The 17210-nt window shown below is 66.4% G+C and carries 11 protein-coding genes; 6 read left to right on the forward strand and 5 right to left on the reverse strand.

Annotated features, from left to right (window positions below):
* Positions 1–250: 250 nt before the first annotated feature.
* Both P12x_RS27400 and P12x_RS27405 read left to right on the forward strand, forming a co-directional pair.
* Entirely contained in the window at positions 251–430 is a 180-nt protein-coding gene (locus P12x_RS27400; RefSeq protein WP_435008205.1) for a hypothetical protein, read from the forward strand.
* A gap of 123 nt (positions 431–553) precedes the next feature.
* Positions 554–2614, forward strand: coding sequence for a hypothetical protein (locus P12x_RS27405; protein WP_435008206.1), 2061 nt, complete (start codon positions 554–556; stop codon positions 2612–2614).
* A gap of 74 nt (positions 2615–2688) precedes the next feature.
* Here the strand turns inward: P12x_RS27405 and P12x_RS27410 are convergent, their stop codons facing one another.
* Both P12x_RS27410 and P12x_RS27415 read right to left on the reverse strand, forming a co-directional pair.
* Complete coding sequence (locus P12x_RS27410; RefSeq protein WP_435008207.1) at positions 2689–3330, reverse strand: MOSC domain-containing protein; 642 nt, start codon at positions 3328–3330, stop codon at positions 2689–2691.
* A 2-nt stretch (positions 3331–3332) separates the two neighbouring features.
* Positions 3333–4622, reverse strand: a complete 1290-nt coding sequence (locus tag P12x_RS27415) for an amidohydrolase family protein (protein ID WP_435008208.1) — start codon at positions 4620–4622, stop codon at positions 3333–3335.
* A gap of 189 nt (positions 4623–4811) precedes the next feature.
* Between P12x_RS27415 and P12x_RS27420 the strand changes: the two genes are divergently transcribed.
* Entirely contained in the window at positions 4812–6380 is a 1569-nt protein-coding gene (locus P12x_RS27420; protein ID WP_435011736.1) for a sulfatase family protein, read from the forward strand.
* Positions 6381–6644: 264 nt separating this feature from the next.
* Positions 6645–8780, forward strand: a complete 2136-nt coding sequence (locus P12x_RS27425) for a GH32 C-terminal domain-containing protein (protein WP_435008209.1) — start codon at positions 6645–6647, stop codon at positions 8778–8780.
* An 84-nt stretch (positions 8781–8864) separates the two neighbouring features.
* On the opposite strand, the gene P12x_RS27430 is transcribed toward P12x_RS27425, so the two are convergent.
* Positions 8865–10979 carry a DPP IV N-terminal domain-containing protein gene (locus P12x_RS27430; protein WP_435008210.1) on the reverse strand — a complete coding sequence of 705 codons (2115 nt, stop codon included), beginning with the start codon at positions 10977–10979 and terminating at the stop codon, positions 8865–8867.
* Positions 10980–11531: 552 nt separating this feature from the next.
* On the opposite strand from P12x_RS27430, the gene P12x_RS27435 reads away from it, so the two are divergent.
* Both P12x_RS27435 and def read left to right on the forward strand, forming a co-directional pair.
* Positions 11532–11864, forward strand: a complete 333-nt coding sequence (locus P12x_RS27435; protein WP_435011737.1) for a cupin domain-containing protein — start codon at positions 11532–11534, stop codon at positions 11862–11864.
* 18 nt (positions 11865–11882) lie between these two features.
* The gene (gene def / locus P12x_RS27440) at positions 11883–12410 is read left to right on the forward strand and encodes a peptide deformylase (RefSeq protein ID WP_435008211.1); all 528 of its coding nucleotides are present in this window, start codon (positions 11883–11885) and stop codon (positions 12408–12410) included.
* Between the two features lie 84 nt (positions 12411–12494).
* Here def and P12x_RS27445 read toward each other — a convergent pair whose 3' ends face one another.
* Together P12x_RS27445 and P12x_RS27450 are read right to left on the reverse strand one after the other, a co-directional pair.
* The gene (locus tag P12x_RS27445) at positions 12495–16100 is read right to left on the reverse strand and encodes a M1 family aminopeptidase (RefSeq protein WP_435008212.1); all 3606 of its coding nucleotides are present in this window, start codon (positions 16098–16100) and stop codon (positions 12495–12497) included.
* On the reverse strand, positions 16097–17020 hold the full coding sequence (locus tag P12x_RS27450; protein WP_435008213.1) for an ABC transporter ATP-binding protein: 924 nt from the start codon (positions 17018–17020) through the stop codon (positions 16097–16099). Before P12x_RS27450 ends, P12x_RS27445 begins: the two co-directional genes overlap by 4 nt.
* Positions 17021–17210 lie beyond the last annotated feature (190 nt).

Here is a 17210-nt window from a genome sequence, read left to right on the forward strand (position 1 = left end):
ACTCATGAATTCTCGATGGCTCTTGCCGCTCGCCGCGGTCCTGGTCGTACTAGCCCTCGCGCCAGCGCTGACATGCTTCCGACCGAGCCGATTTCGGATGAGTTCAAGGCAGCTATTCATCATCGTGGGGTTGTTGGGGATCGGCCTGGGTTTCATCCGATTTCTCGGATCGATCGACCCCATTTTCGGGTTCAGCACGATTTACTCGACTAATTACGATGAGGCTCGGTTTCGGACGATCCGCCTTGGGATGTCGAAGAAGGAAGTCATTGAAATCATGGGTCCACCACTGGACAAACCGGATTGGGAAGAGGCCGATGCGTGGTATTACAGCGAACAACCCGACGACATGTCGAACTATTATCAGCGATGGATCTTTTTCGATTCCGGTCGAATCTCCGAAATCATCATCGACTTCTTCATCGACTGAGGCAACGAAGCCCGGAGCAGCAGCACGGGCAGGGCAGGGCTCGCCCTACGAAACGAAATCAGGCGCAACGCGATCGTGGATCGCTGCAGAAACGAGTGAGGATCGCCGCCGACCGAGGACCAGATGATGAGCCGTCCCTTCTTCGCCATCCTCGCGGTTTCCGCCTGCTTCGCCCAGTCCGCGATCGCCCAAATCGCCCCGCCGATGATCCGATCCACGAGACCCATCGGCGCGGCCCCCGGAGAGACTGTCACCCTGGAGGGGAAGGCCTCCGAGGTCCGCGACGGGGCCACCCTCCGATTCGATGATCCGACCATCACGTTCGAAGGACTGGAGATCGGCAAGGCCGAGGGGAATGGGCTTCAAACCATCAAGGTTCGCGTGACCGTCCCCATGAAGCCGGGACCGTTCGGCTTCCGGATCGCGACCGACGGCGGGATCTCGAACCCCGGTCAGGTCCTGGTAGGAAGGCCGATCCCGACCGTGGCCGAGGTCGAGCCGAACGACCGGTTACGCCAACCCCAGGCCGTTTCGATCCCTTCGGCGATCGAGGGGACCGTGTCATCGGGCGACGATGTGGACGTCTTCGCCGTCGAGATGCAGGCGGGCGAGACGCTGGTGGCGGAGGCGGTCGCGGCGAGGGCGGGGTCGAAGCTCGATGCCTGGGTGGCGATCCTCTCGGCAGACGGTCGCGAGCTGGCCGCCGACGACGACCGGTTCGGGCGGGACGCCGCCGCCTGGTCCACCGTACCAACATCGGGCCGGTACCTCGTGACGATCCAGGACGCCAACGGCCGGCACCGCGACGGGGGGATCGAGTCGAAGATGACCCGGCCCTATCGGCTGGAAGTCGGGCGGTTCCCGATCATCGACGCCCCCTTTCCCGCCGGGGCGAAGCGTGGTCGAAGTGTACCGATCCGCCTGCTCGGGGCGAACCTGCCCGAAGGTTCGGAGGCTCGTTTCGATCCCCCGCCCGACGCGATCGAAGGGGATCATCCCTTCACGATCACGACCCCGCTCGGCACGTCCAACGCCCTGGCGATGCGCGTGGGCGGCTCGGACGAAGTTGGGGAAATCGAGCCGAACGAAGACATCGAGACATCAACCACCATCACCGTCCCGGCCTCGATCAACGGGACGTTCGGGACGCCCGATGCCAGCGGGCCCGACCTGGACATCTTCCGGCTCAAGGCCGGGGCGGGGCGGGCCGGGGACTACGCCATCAGCGTCCTGGCGGCGCGGGTCGGATCTCCGGGCGACCCGATCCTGACGGTGCTGGACCCGAAGGGTGAGCCGCAAGGGGAGGACGATGACAAGCTCGGCCGGGACGCCCGGATCGAACGGCCGATCGAATCGAATGAAGGGATCTTGATCTCGGTCCGCGACTATTTCGGACGGGGGGGCGACCGGTTCGTCTATCGGATCGAGGTCGAGCCGGTTCTTCGAAACCTGGCCGTCTCGGCCGATCTGGGGCACCGGACGGTCCCGCGCTCGGGGTCGCTGGCCGTCCCGATCACGGTCGAGCGGAATGGTTTCGCCGGGCCCGTCACCATCCTGGCCGGCGATCTCCCCGAAGGAATCCTGGCCCGGCCCCTGACCATCGGCCCGGATGACTCGGGCGGCCTGCTGGTATTCTCGGCCTCGACCGACGCGGCGATGGGAGCCTTCCCGATCCGCCTGACCGCTCGCGACATCCCGGCACCGGCCGCCTTCTCCTACCGAGAACGAGGCGCGATCGACGAGGTCCCGCGCGAGAATGACCCGATCAAAGGCCCGCACGAGACGGTCGTCGATGTGACCTCGCCGCTCCTGGCCGTCGCCGATCGGTCCTCGATCGGGCTGATCCCGCCCGAGGGGCCGATCGTGGTGACCCCCGGCGGTTCCGCCGATCTGAAGTTCGCGATCGACCGGCGCGACGTTGCCGGGAAGAAGCCGCTCAGTGTTCGCTTGCTCGCGTCCGGCAAGGCGCTGGAAGGGTTCGAACCGGTTAAGGATCTTGATGTGAAAGTCGAGGAAAACGTCGCCGCGTTCACTCTCAAGGCGAAGGTTGATGCGAAACCCAGATCGGTCACGATCGCCGCGCGGGCCCGGATCGAGGGGACTCCCGAGGGGCTCGGGGCCGACTCATCGCCAGTCATCCTGGTGGTGCCGGATCGGGCGGGGCCTTCCGGGGGTGATCGCTGACACCCTCACCCGCCCTTCGGGCACCCTCTCCCGGGGGGGAGAGGGAATTCATCCGACATCCAAACAATCTACACTTACTCAATTCTACCCTCGAAATCCTCGCGGATCACGGCGGCGAGGGCGCGGATCTTCAGGGCCTTCCGGAGCGCCTCGGGGTCGGCGTGGCGGTCGTAGATCAGTTCGGCGACCTCCACGACCGTGACGCGGTCCTGCTCGCGGCGGGTGCATTCGATCGGGTCGCCCGGCCCGACTTCGCCTTCTTCGACCACGGCGAAATAGATCCCGGGGCGGCCGGCGAGCCGGAACCGTCGGACCATCAAGGGGTCGTTGAACCTCATGCCCAGCTTGAAGCAGGGTTGACGCGGCTGGGTGACGACCAGCTTCGCGGTGCCGACCCGGAACTCGTCGCCGATGGAGACCTCGTCCTCCAGCAGGCCCTCGGTCGTCAGGTTCTCGCCGAAGTTCCCCGGGGTCAGGTCGCGGTCGGGCAACTCGCCCCGCCAGAAGGCGTAATGCTCCCGGGGATACGCATAGACCGCCTTGTCGCGGCCCCCGTGGACGGTGAGATCGGCCTGGGCGTCCCCTTCGAGGTTGAATCCGCGGAGGGGGACCTTGGAGGACACGGGCTCCTTGAAGATCGCGGTGGAGACGTACCGGCCCTGCCAGATCCGCGTCTTCGGCATGCCGACATTGACCGAGTCGACTCGCATGGACATTCTCAGGGTTCCTTGTGGATCACGCCGTCTTTCATGACCATCCGGATCTTCCGGACCGCGCCGATCTCGCGGGTCGGATCGCCGTCGACCAGGATGAGATCGGCCCGGAGGCCGGGCTTGATCGTGCCGACCTGATCGCCGAGCCCGAGGACCCTGGCGGCGGTCGAGGTGGCCGACCGGAGGGCGTCCGGGGGCGTCATCCCGGATTCGACCATCAGCTCCAGCTCTCGGCCCTGCTCGCCGTGGGGGAAGGGCCCCACGTCGCTCCCGTTGATGATGGTCACGCCCGCTTCGAGGGCCAGTTTGAAGGCTGCGCGGGCCTGCTGGAGCCGGCGGGTATCGGGGGGATTGCCCGATCGCTCGCCCTCGAATCGGGCGAGGGCCTCCAGGATCGTCAAGGTCGGACAGAACGAGACGTGGCGCTCGGCCATGAGCCGGAAGACCTCGGCATCGCCGCCGTCCCCGTGCTCGATCGTCGAGACTCCGGCCAGTGCCGCGCGTCGCATCCCCTCCCTGGTCGTGGCGTGGGCCGAGACCGGCCGCCCTTGCGAGCCGGCGGTCTCGACGATCATCCGGAGTTCCTCGATCGAGAAGGTCGCCCCACGACCGTTGTCGGCGTAAACCTTGATCACGTCGGCCCCTCGGCCGATCTGGTCGCGGACGACCCGGCGAAGCGTATCGCCATCGGCCTCCTCGGCCCCTTGCGGGACGTCGACCTCGGGGGCGAGACCGGCCGGGGCGTAGCTCCGCGAGGCGACGATCGCGCGGGTCGCGACCAGGAGGCGGGGGCCGGGGAGGATCCCCTCCTCGACCGCCTGCCGGAGCCCCACGTCGGCATAGCCCGCCCCCTCGGTCCCCAGGTCCCGGAGCGTGGTGAAGCCGGCCATCAGGTCGAGCTTGAGGTGGTTCGTCGCCCGGCAGACCCGGAGGGCTAGCGGCTCCTCGAGGACCTGATCTTCCCAGGGCGCCTCGTTGTAGGGGTGGAGCAGGACATGCGAATGCGAGTCGATGAGGCCCGGCAGGAGCGTCGCGCCGGGGAGGTCGATGATCCTCGCTCCGTCGGGGGCCTTGACCTCGGCCGACGGGCCGACCTCGGCGATCGCCCCATCGCGGACCAGGACGGCCCAGCCCTCGTGGGCCTGGGCCTCGACCCCGTCGAAGACCCGAGCCGGCCAGATCAGGACCGGCGGCGGGGTGTCCTTCTGCGTCGGGGCCTGAGCAGGCGCGAGGCCCGGGGCTAGTGCCAGGACTCCGATTATCAGCGGTATGACGGTCGTTCGAAGTTGAGTCATGATCGCTCCGGGTCCGGCGGACGGTCGGGCCTCCCGAGAAGGACATTGGAGTCGATCTCCGGGTTCGATTCCAGGGTGGAGCGGGGATCGAACCCCCTCGATTTCGCCCGGCGGACGATGGCGGGCGCGGTGATTGGGGCGTATGGTGAACGCTCCATCCGCATCTGGGAACCTGAGGGCAGAATCATGATGCACCCGCATCGAAGCATCCGGCTGGCCTGTTGCGTCCTCGGATTCGCGTCCCTGATGACCCTGGAGGGCGTGGCCCGGGAAGCCAAACGGCCCAACATCGTCTTCCTGTTCAGCGACGACCACGCCTATCAGGCCATCAGCGCTTACAACGACCCCCGGAAGCTGGTCGAGACGCCGAACATCGACCGGATCGGCCGGGAAGGGATGCGGTTCGACCGCTGCGTGGTCCCGAACTCGATCTGCGGGCCGAGCCGGGCTTCGATCCTGACCGGCAAATACTCGCACATCAACGGTTTCTACAATAACTCCAACTGCCGGTTCGACGGATCGCAGCCGACCTTCCCCAAGATGCTCCAGGGCTCGGGCTACCAGACGGCCATGATCGGCAAGTGGCACCTGGGGTCGGACCCCACCGGATTCGACGAGTGGCACATCCTGCCGGGGCAGGGGGTCTACTACAATCCGCCGATGATCCACAACGGCAAGCGAGAGCAGCACAAGGGATACGTCACCGACCTGATCACCGACTTCGGCCTCGACTGGCTCAAGGGGCGGGACAAATCCAAACCGTTCCTCCTGATGCTCCAGCACAAGGCCCCGCACCGCGAGTGGCTGCCGGCCCTCCGCCACCTGGGGCACGACGCCGACCGGAAGTACCCCGAGCCCGCGACCCTCTTCGATGATTATGCCGGACGGACCAAGGCCGAGGCCGACCAGGACATGACCATCGCCGAGACGATGACCCCCAAGGACCTCAAGCTCACCCCCCCGCCCAACCTGGACCCCGAGCAGCAGAAGGCCTGGGACGCCTATTACGAGCCCCGGAACGAGGCGTTCCGATCGGCCAACCTGGAAGGGGCGGACCTCGTCCGCTGGAAGTACCAGCGCTACATGCACGACTATCTCGGGTGCATCAAGGCGGTCGACGAGTCGGTCGGGCGGGTCCTCCAGTACCTCGACGACGAGGGGCTGGCCGAGAACACGATCGTGGTCTACTCGGCCGACCAGGGGTTCTACCTGGGCGAGCACGGCTGGTTCGACAAACGCTGGATCTTCGAAGAATCGCTCCGGGCCCCCTTGCTGGTCCGGTGGCCCGGCGTCACCAGGCCCGACAGTGTAAATTCGAAGCTGGTCTCGAATATCGACTTCGCCGAGACGTTCCTCGACGTCGCCGGCCTGCCGATCCCCGCCGACATGCAGGGGCAGAGCCTCGTCCCGCTCCTCAAGGGAGAAGACCCGGCCCACTGGCGTCACTCGTTCTACTACGAGTATTACGAATACCCCGCGCCGCACCATGTCCGGCCGCATTACGGGGTGGTTACCGATCGATTCAAGCTCGTGCATTTCTACGGACCCGACATGGACGAGTGGGAGTTGTTCGATCTCAAGAACGACCCTCAGGAACTCCGAAACGCGCTCCACGACCCGGCGCATGCCGACGTCGTGGCCGATCTCCATCGCGAGATCACCCTGCTCCGGGCCGAGTTGAAGGTCCCCGAGGAGCCCCCGCCCGGCGCGACCGGGAAAGGCCCCGCCCCCAGGCCCGCCATCGAGTCGACACCCTGATCGAGGGCGTGAGGACTCGGGAAAAACGAACCCATGCCAGGCCGGTCGACGCGGCAAAAACGAACCCAAGCTCGACCGGCCTCGGGCATCTCTCGACCTCCTCCCGGGAAAAACGAACCCAATCGTCCGACCGACCGGGCCGTTGCGAGCCTTGCCGATCCCGGTCATATTCAGCCCGAGGGTCCGTCCGTTACCCGACTTTCTCCGACCATTTCCAGCCACCCACACCGATCCCGGGCACCCTTCCCGGAGGAACGAATCGCCATGCCGCGACCCTGGCTAACCGCGCTGATCCTGCTGTCCTCGGCCTCGATGATCCGGGAGGCTCCGGCCTTCGAAGATCGACCGGACCGCGTCGTCGCCGACTTCGAAGGGGAGACCTACCGACCCTGGGTCGCCGAGGGGAACGCCTTCGGCACGGGCCCGGCTCGCGGGGCCTTGCCCGGACAGATGACAGTCGGCGGGTTCGTCGGGAACGGGCTGGTCAACTCGTTCCTCGGCGGCGACGACTCCACCGGGACGCTGACCTCGCCGCCGTTCCGGATCGAGCGGCCGTTCCTCAACTTCCTGATCGGAGGCGGCAAGTTCCCCGGCGAGACCTGCCTGGACCTCCTGGTGGGAGGGTCGGTGGTCCGGACCGCGACCGGCCCGAATGATCGGCCGGGCGGCTCCGAACAACTCGACTGGGCGTCCTGGGAGGTGTCCGACCTGATCGGCAAGGAAGCAGTCCTCCGGGTCGTCGACCATCGGAAGGGAGGCTGGGGACACGTCAGCGTCGACCAGATCGTGCAGTCGGACCGGCCCCGAGGGGTCGCCCCCGCCTCACGCGAGATGGTCGTCCATTCCCGATATCTCCATCTCCCGGTCGATGAAAAGGCGCCGATGCGACGGGTGAAGCTGGCGGTCGATGGCGCGACGATCCGCGACTTCGACATCAAGCTGGCCGAGGAGAAGGCCGACTTCCTGGCGTTCGTCGACCTGACTCCCTTCGCCGGCAAGGCCTTGAAGATCGAGACGAGGCTCCCGGTCGAGTCGGAGGCCCTCGGGCGGATCACGCAGGCGAACGAGGTCCCCGACGCGGAAAAGCTCTATCGAGAGAAGGATCGACCTCAGTTCCATTTCACGTCGCGCCGGGGGTGGCTGAACGACCCGAATGGGCTGGTCTGGCTCGATGGCGAGTATCACCTATTCTATCAACACAACCCCTATGGATGGGACTGGGGGAACATGCACTGGGGGCACGCGGTGAGCCCCGACCTGATCCGCTGGACCGAGCTGCCGATCGCCCTGTATCCCAGGGCCCATGGCGATTGGGCGTTCTCCGGGAGCGCGGTGATCGACCGAGAGAACACCTCGGGATTCGGCCCCGAAGGGTCGTCGCCGATGGTGGGGGCCTTCACCAGCACGGGGCGGGGCGAGTGCATCATCTACAGCCTGGACCGGGGCCGGACCTGGTCCGAGTTCCCGGGAAACCCGGTCGTGAAGCACCAGGGGCGCGACCCCCGGCTCCTCTGGCACGAGCCGACTTCTCGTTGGATCATGGCGATCTATGACGAGGAGGGAGGAAGGCGAGACATCGTGTTCCACTCATCCCCCGACCTGAAGACCTGGACGTATGAGAGCAAGATCGAAGGATTCTTCGAGTGCCCCGACTTCGTCCAGCTGGAGGTCGAGGGGGAACCCGGGAGCCCCCTCTGGGCGCTCTACGCGGCCGACGGCGAGTATCTGCTGGGCGGGTTCGACGGGCATCGCTTCAACCCCGAAGCGGACAGCAAGAAGCATCGGACCCGGTTCGGCAACTTCTACGCGGCGCAGACCTTCAGCAACGAGCCCGAAGGACGGACGGTCCAGATCGGCTGGGGGCAGGGGATCACCTTCCCCGGGATGCCGTTCAACCAGCAGATGACCGTGCCCTGCGAGCTGACCCTGAGACCGACCGACGAGGGGGTCCGGATGTTCGCGAATCCGGTCGACGAGCTGGAAACGCTCCGGATCCACTCGAAGACCTGGAGCGACCTCAAGCCCGAAGACAGGCCATTCGACGGGCTGAAGTCGGACCTGCTCGACCTGACGATCGAGGCCGAGGTCGGAACGTCGGGCTCGGTCACGCTGGACGTCCCCGGGGCGCCGGTCGTGTATGACGCGGCGAAACAAGTTCTGTCGTGCGGGAACGTCACCGCGCCGTTGAAAGGCCGAGGCGGCTCGATCCGGCTCCGCGTCCTGGTCGATCGCGGCTCGGTCGAGGTCTTTGGCGAGGACGGTCGAGTGACGATCTCGAAGGGGCGAGGGAGTCACGAAAAAGGAGAGTCGCCGGCCCTCAGGACGAGCGAAGGGGCGAAGGTTCGTTCGCTGGAAGTGAATGAGCTGGGGTCGTCCTGGGCCCGGGTTTCCGATCGATGATGAAGCAGGTGTAGGGTGGGGCTCGCTCCGCTCGTCCCACCCTACGGAACATCACATCTTGATCGCCGGAGGGAGTGGGCGAACTCAGTTGGCCGAGGCCGTGGACTCCGCCTTCGCCGGGGCCAGTGCCTCGATGAAGAACTCCATCATCCGGTCGCGCGAGATCGCCGAGTGTCCGGCGTCGGGGCCGACCTGCAACTCGAAGCTCTTGCCGGCCTTCTGGAGGGCCTTCACCAGTTGCAGGGTGTTGGACGGGTGGACGTTGTCGTCGGCCGTCCCGTAGTAGAGCATCAGGCGTCCCTTCAGGTCGTCGGCGTGGACCACCGCGCTCCCGGTGTCGTACCCTTCGGGGTTCTCCTTCGGGGTCCTCAGGTAACGCTCGGTGTAGATCGTGTCGTAGTGCCGATAGTCGGTCACGGGGGACGACGCACAACCGGCCCGGAAGACGTCGGGGTGGCGGAGCAGCGTGAGGATCGAGGCGTATCCGCCGTAAGATGTCCCCTGGATGCCGACCCGTTCCGCATCAACATAGGATCGGTCTCGGAGCGACTTCACCCCGGCCGCCTGGTCGTCGATCTCGACTTGCCCCAGCTTCAGGTAGATCGCGTCGAGGAACTTCTTCCCGCGACCGGCGGCGCTCCGCGAGTCGAACGAGGCGACCAGGAAGCCGAATTCGGTCAGCGGGTTGGGGGTGGTGAAGGTCTCGCGGGCCCCGTTGGTCTCCGGCCCGGCGTAGACCGAGACCAGCACCGGGTACTTCTTGTTGGGGTCGAAGTCGGACGGCTTGTGGAGCAGGCCGAACAGCTCGGTCTCGCCGTCGGCGGCCTTGAACCGGAGCAGCTCGACCTTCTTCAAGCCCAGCTCATCGAACTTGCTCAGATCGCTCTCGGCCAGGGTGGCGAGGACTTTCCCCTCGGCGTCGACCAGCCGGGTCGTCGGCGGGATGTCGTGAGTCTGGGCGACGTCGATGAAGTGTTCGCCGTCGGGCGCGACTTCGACCGAGTGATTGAGCGCGGGATCGGTCAGCCTACGATCGTCATGGCCGTCGAGCTTGACCCGGTGGAGCTGGAGCTTCATCGGGTTGTCGCCGTCGTGCGCCAGATAGTCGACGACGCCCGCCTTCTCATCGACGCGGACGATCCGGCCGGCGTCGAACTCGTTGGCGGTGACGGCCGCCAGCTTCTTGCCTTCGTTGAGGTCATAGAGGTCGTAGTTCTTCCACCCGTTCCGGACGGTGGCCAGCAGGAAGCGGTTCCCGTCTTCGAGGAACTGCATCTCGGGGTTGTTCTCGACCCAGGAGTCGGGCCACTCCTCGCGAGCCACCACGCGAGCCTGGCCGGTCTCGGGATCGGCGGCGGCGATCTCCAGGATATTCTGATGGCGGTTGGTCCGGTGGAAGATGAGGTTTTTGCCGTCCTTCGACCACGAGACGTTGTAGACGTAGTAGCCGACCCCCTCGTCCTCGCCCGATCGCCCTTCGCGGACGTCGAGCCTGGTCGACTTCTTCGACTTCAAATCATAAACGAACAGGTCGGCGATCGGGTTCGGGGTGCCCGCCTTGGGGTAGGGCTCGGTGTAGAGCGTGTCCTGGATCTTGGACTGGTCGAGCTGGAGGAAGTAGTCGGCCACCTTGCTCTCGTCGAACCGATAGTAGGCCAGCTTCTTTCCGTCGGGCGACCACCAGAACGCGGTGTTCTGGTTCAGTTCCTCGCCATAGACCCAGCTGGCCGTGCCGTACTTGGTCCGGTCCTTCTCGCTCCCGTCGGTGGTGACGGCCGACTCGATCAGGCCGTTGGGGTCGGAGATCCAGAGGTTCCGATCGCGGTAGAACGCCTTGAGCGTCCCGTCGGGCGAGGGGACCGAGGCGAGCTGTCGACCGCGAGCGGCACCCATCCCTCGACGACCGCGACGCTCCGGCTCGTCCCCGCCCGGCTTGGCTTCCTCGGCCTTGCCGGCGGCGATGTCGTAGCGATAGGTCTTGCCATCCTTGCGATACTCGAACGCCTTGCCGCCATCCCGCCAGGTCACGCTGAGCGCCCCCAACTTGACGGAGCCGGGGATCTCCTTGCTCTTGGCGGTGAAGCGTTCGTACCCCGGCATCGACTTGAGGCGATCCTGGGCGTCGGCGGAAGATAAGGCGAGGATCGACAGGACGAGTCGTGTCCCGAGTTGGGGAAGTGTGACGAGACGTGGCATCATGGCGGGCGGCATCCTCTTCGAGGGGCTCGGGGTTTTCTGGGCGAGAGGTACGGGTTATTGTCGAGAGCGGGAGGGGTCACTTCAAGGGCCTTCGCAGGTGACCCGCCAGGTCGATCCTTCGGAGTCGAGGACAAGCCCATGCCTGACATCGACCCGCGCGAGCCTCTCGGGGTAACCGGCCGGCCTCCCGCGTTCGAGAAGCGACCCGGCTGGGTCGACGCCCTGGCCCTCGCCGAGCAGGCCTTCTTCCGGGTCCTGGGGACCGCCGGGGCGGGCCTGCTGGCCGGGCTGGTCAGCGGGGCCTATCTGGCCCATCAGGCCTCGACGGTCGGACCGAAGGCGCCGAAAGGCCCCACGGCCGACTTCGACGTGCTCCTGATCTGGCTGGCGCATCTGATTATCTGCGGCGTGCTCGGCTTCCTCGCCGGACTCGTGGCCGGCCTGGTGCTCATGCTCTTCGCCTGGGTTGTCCGACTGGTGAGCGGTCGACGCGTGGTGGATCGTTCTCAATTCCGGCCGAGGTCGCTCGAATCGCCGAATCCCGTCGCGAGGATGGTCGACTTCGCCGAAGTCCCCGGCGTCCCCTGTCCCTGCGGGCTCGCCCGGCGGGCGTTCGCCGACGTGCCGGAATTCCCCGCGACGATCCACGTCACCGAGATCTCCCCCGACGCGAAGCTCCATTACCACAGGATACTGACCGAGACATATTACGTGCTGGAATGCGAAAATGACGCACAAATGCAGCTCGATGACGAGATCATCCCGGTCCGGCCGGGGGTCTGCGTGATGATCCCGCCCGGGGTCCGTCACCGGGCGATCGGGCGGATGAAGGTCCTGATCGTCGTGTTCCCGAAGTTCGACCCGGCCGACGAGTGGCTCGACTGACCGAGGAAGTCCCCGACCATGCCCCTGATCCGACAGATTGCCCAGCTCGGCCATCCCGTGCTCCGCGAGCCCGCCCGGGCGGTAGACCTGCCGGCCTCCGACCTCCTCCGGGCGCTGGTCCATGACATGCTGGCGACGATGCTCGACGCCGAGGGGGTGGGGATTGCCGCCCCCCAGGTTTACGAGGGGGTGAGCCTTTTCATCGTCGCCTCGAAGCCCAACGCCCGGTATCCCGAAGCCCCGGCGATGGAACCCGAGGTCGTCGTGAATCCCGAGATCGTCGAGCGGTCCGAGGAGATCATCAAGGGGTGGGAAGGCTGCCTGAGCATCCCCGGGATCCGGGGGAACGTCCCGCGTCATCAATCCATCCGGGTCCGCTACCGGAGGCTCGACGGCTCCTCGGTCGATCGCGAGTTCGAAGGCTTCGTCGCTCGCGTCTTCCAGCATGAAGACGACCACCTCCGGGGGATCGTCTTCCTCGACCGACTGGAGAGTTCCCGAGATATCGTGACCGAGAAGGAGTTCCGGAAGCTCTCGGATCGCTGAGATGAAGCTCGAATGGGGAACCCTCACCCCGGCCCTCTCCCGAAGGGAGAGGTAGCCAGAAAGTGGGGGACCGACAAGATCGGTTCAACGGGCGACGGCCGACTTCCTCCTGAGCATCAGGACCCGGGCGTCGGGGTCGACCACGAGTTGTTCGGGCTCGAAGTCAACCCGGATCCTGATCTCGGCCGAGTCTCCGGCTCCCAAGGTCAAGGTCTGGCGGGCCTCCTGATACGGCTCGGGCTTCGGTTTGGCGTCGGGCTCGGGGAAGCGTTCGCCCCGGGTTGCGGCGACCTCGACGGGCATCCGGCCGGTCCCGACGTTCGTGATCCGGGCGGTCGCCACCCAGGCGTCTCCTTCCTTCACCTTCTTGAAATCGGCCAGTTGGTACTCGGGGATCACGACCTCGAAGAACCACTGGCGCGTGAAGGCGTCGAATGCTTCGGGGTCCTCGGCGTGAGGTCGGAGCGAGGCGAGCAGGTCTTGCAGGACCGGGTGGTCGGGGTTGGCGTGGTAGGTCTCGAAGAAGTCGCGGATCCCGGCGAGCATCCGGTCGCGGCCCATCTGGTTCAGGAGCATCCAGAGGACGAAGCCGGTCTTGTCGTAGGTGACGGCCTGGTCGCCGTCGCGGCTCCCGTCGGTCTTGACCAGCGGCCGTTCGGAGTCGGAACTCCGCGACTTGGCGTAGCTGTCCTCGATCTTCTTCGCGAACTCGATCCGGGACCGAGGCCCCTTGACCTGATCGAAGAGGAGGAGCGTCGAGAAGTGCGAGGTCCCTTCCGAGACGAGGTTGCCGCCCGGCCCCTTGCCGGGGGCCACGATGTTGCCCCACCACTGGTGGGCGGACTCGTGGGCGGTGACCATGAAGGCGGCATTCGCCCGGGGGTCGCTCTCGGTCAGGAAGCCGATCGACTCGCTGAAGGTGATGTCGGTCGGGAACCCCTGGGCGTAGCCCGCCAGCGCGGGGAACTCGCTGAGCTTCAGCTCCTTCCAGGGATACGGGTGGAACCACTCCGAATAATACTTCCGGGCGGCATCGAGGGCCTCGACCATCTCGTCGACGTTGTAGGGATGCTTCGCGCTGTGATAGACCGCCGTCCCGTCCCCTCGGCGGACCTCCCAGTCCCCCGCGACGATGTTGAAGAAGTTGACCGGCTGGTCGCTCTCCCAGACCGAGGTCCGGAGGCCGTCCCTAGTCGAGTCGGAGGTGAGCTGGCCCACCGAGTTATACGCGAATCGATCCGGGCCGGTGATCGCGACCTTGGTCTTGTAAGGTCGGCGTGAGCCGGCGAACGAGTCGGTCTGGCCGAGGTAGTAGTCGTCCGGGTACTCCTTCGACTCATACTTATTCTCGTCGTCGATCCCGACATCCTCGGAGAAGCCGATGGCCGGGACGAAGCTGGTCCCGAAGCTGGTCAGGACCACGCCCGAGGGGAGGATGAACTCCATCGAGCCGCCTCCATTCTTGCTGATCCCGTGAGGGTAGGCCCCCTCGAACCGGAAGCCAAGCCGGGCCGTCCCGCCGGGGGGCAGGGGGGAGGGCGGGGTGAAGACGAAGAGCCCCGCCCGGTTGTCGGGCTTGAAGTCCTGGCCGTCCAGGGTCCAGGTCGGCGACTCCCAGTGGAGGCCGCCGGTGATCGGGATCTGGGCGACCGGCTTTTCCTGATTATTGATCAGGTCATACGTCCCCGACACCTTGAGCCGGCCCCGATCGGGGTCGAGCGTCACTGCAACGTCGACGGCGGTGATCTCGGCGAGCGGCCAGTCTTTATAGGTGGAGAGATTCTTCCGCCAGTAATCCTTCATCAGTTTCTTGGCCGACTTTCCCTGATAGCCCCGGTCCACCCGAGCCCAGAGGATCGAGCCCGCCGCGATCGGGATGACCGCCACCGGCAGGAGCCAGAGCCCCGCCCGGAGCAGGGCGATCGGTCGGAGCCTCTGGAGGAGCCCCGTGGCGTCGGGGTCGCGTCGACCGTACCAGCGGGTCGTCAGGACGGTGAAGAGGACCGCCAGGCTGACGACCATCACCCGGTTCAGCACGAGCGCCCCCCGGTCGAACTCCAGGACGCTGATGTCGCTCCACTGGACGGCGCCCCAGAGCGGCCAGTTCCCCACCCAGTTGATCTCGCCGATGATCTGGCGATAGCCGGTGAAGATCAGGACCCCCAGCGCGATCGCGTAGGTCGCATAACGATTCCGGGTGAGCGAGAGGGTCGCCATCACGAACGAGGTCCAGAGGAACAGCGTCGGGACCAGCAAGACGCCCCAGATCAGGCCGAACGGGAGGATCTCGACTCCGACTTTCCGCTGATACAGGAGCATGGCCGCCGCAACGGCGAACTCCAGGAAGATCACCGACACGCCCACCAGGCTGTTCGCCATCGCCTTGCCCAGCAGGATCGACCCGGTCCGGATCGGCGTGGCCAGGCTGATCGCCGCCAGTCGGGTCTGTCGCTCGCGCCAGAGCGACTCCACGGTGTAGAACAGCAGGAGCAGGCAGGTCATCGTCACGAGCGGGCTGAACGTCCGGACCGCGAAGGTACCCGAGGTCAGCAGGAGCGGCGTGTCGAAGGCCCCCACGGCCAGGAGATTCGGGCCGACGGCCTCCAGGATCAGGAGCGGCACGAACAGGTAGAGGCCGGGGCTCGACCGAAGCTCGGCAACCTCGGCCCACATCACGGCCCAGGCTCCCGCGAAGAGGCCGGGGCGCCTCGACGTCATTTCCAGGACCGCCAGCGGGCGGGCCGGGGGGGCGGCCAGGTCGGAGACGGCCAGCGACTCGCGACGGTCCTCGGGGTGCGAGGCCCGAGCCTTCCAGGTCCGCTCGGCCCGACGCGAGATCCCCCGGAGGCTCGCCGCGAAATGGCGATGGCTCAGGGCCACCGCCCCCAGCCCGATCGCCAGGAAGAGGAGCCGGTTGGCGATGATGGTCCCGTCCATCGGGATCGGCCGGGTGTTGTAGAACGTCACGCCCCGGTCGACCTTCAACTGCGTCTCCTGGAGCCAGCGGAACCCCGCCGGGTCGATCAGCATCAGGAAGCGGTCGATGCGCGGGTCGAGCCACGAGGGGGACCAGTCCCAGAGGAAGAAGATGCAGCCCAGGAACACCGCCACCGGCAGGAAGAAGACCAGGATCGGCTTCCGGGTCCGCTCGCCGATGGCGAACGAGACCCCGGCGAAGAAGACCAGCGTGGGCATCGCGAACAGGAGTGCCGGCCTCAGGTAATTCGTCAGATGAAGCGGGCCGCGAAACTCCTGGGAGTCGCCGCCGCCGATCGCGTGGTTGAACAGGATCATCGACGCCAGATGGAGCCCCAGGATCGCCCCGATGCTCGCCAGGACCGCCAGGAACTTGCCCCAGATGTACTCCCCCGGCCGGAGGGGGGTCGCGTGCAGGACCTCGCCGACCCGGCATTCCTCGTCGTGGATCACCGTCATCCCGGCGATCACCGCGGTGAAGAAGCCATAGACCAGGGGGGCCAGGAGCACCAGGATCTGGGCGACGGCGAACTCCGAGGTGATGAACGACTTGGTCCCGCCCACCGAAGAGTCGCCCGACTGGATCCGGACCTTGCCCGAGGAGAGGCCCCACGCGAGGAAGATGACCAGCGCCAGCCAGATGTAGAACATCGCCCGGCGCGAATTGTGCGCCAGGTCGCGGCCGAAGACCGCCGAGAGTCGGCCGAGATTCATCGGGCCACCCCCACCCCGGCCGCTTCGGGATCGGACGGACGACCCACCAGTTCGTTGCCTCGCATCAGGACGAGGTAGGCATCCTCCAGGGTCGCGTGGACCGGCACGAACCCGTCGGGCGGATCTCCCCCCGGCTCGAAGACCCGGACCCGATTCCGACCCTCGACCAGGTACGCCTGGGTGACGCACCGCTCGCGCCGGAGCCTCTCGTACGCGTCGGGCTCGACGGTCCCCTCGAAGACCGCCCCATCCAGCGCCCTGCGGGCCTCGGCCGGGGTGGTCACCGCCCGGAGCCGCCCCGCGCGGATCACCGCGAACCGGGGGCAGAGGACCGCCACGTCCTCGACGATGTGCGTCGAGAGGATCACCGTCCGGTCGGCCGCCAGCTCGGAGAGGAGCCGATAGAACCGGAGCCGCTCCTCGGGGTCGAGCCCGGCCGTCGGCTCGTCGACGATCAGCAACCGAGGGTCGCCCGCGATCGCCTGGGCGATCCCCAGCCTCTGCCTCATCCCGCCCGAGTATCCCTTGACCCGCCGCTTGGCCGCGAAGGTCAGGTTGACCCGCTCCAGCAACTCACCGCAAAGCGCCTTGATCCCGCCCGGGGCCCGGACCCCCTTCAGCCTGAGGAGGTAGGCCAGCATCTTCTCGCCGGTCAGGTGCGGATAAAATCCGAAGTCCTGCGGGAGATAGCCCAGCCGGGGCCAGATCCGCTCGGGATGGCCGGTCAGGTCCTCGCCGTCGAGGGCGACCGTCCCCGAGGTCGGCTCCAGGAGCCCGGCCAGGACCCGCATCAGGGTCGTCTTGCCCGCCCCGTTCGGGCCCAGCAGGCCGAACATCCCGGAAGGGACATCCAGGTCGACCCCCTGCAACGCCGCCACCGGGCCGGGGTAGATCTTCACCAGGTCGCGGATCGTCAGCATTTATCACTTGGCCTCAATCCCTTGGTGGTCTAGTCGCACTCGACGCGCTCGAGGGGACATCCACTTCGCCGTGAATGAAGGAATTCATCATCCACCTGGGAAGCATTCGGGTCAACCAGACTGGGCGGTCGGACCAGGGAAATCGACTCCAGAGTACATGTCGCAAGTTACCCAGTGCAAACGAGGCTAC

Origin of the sequence: Tundrisphaera lichenicola, assembly GCF_051175385.1 — a bacterium.
Classification (GTDB): Bacteria; Planctomycetota; Planctomycetia; order Isosphaerales; family Isosphaeraceae; genus Tundrisphaera; species Tundrisphaera lichenicola.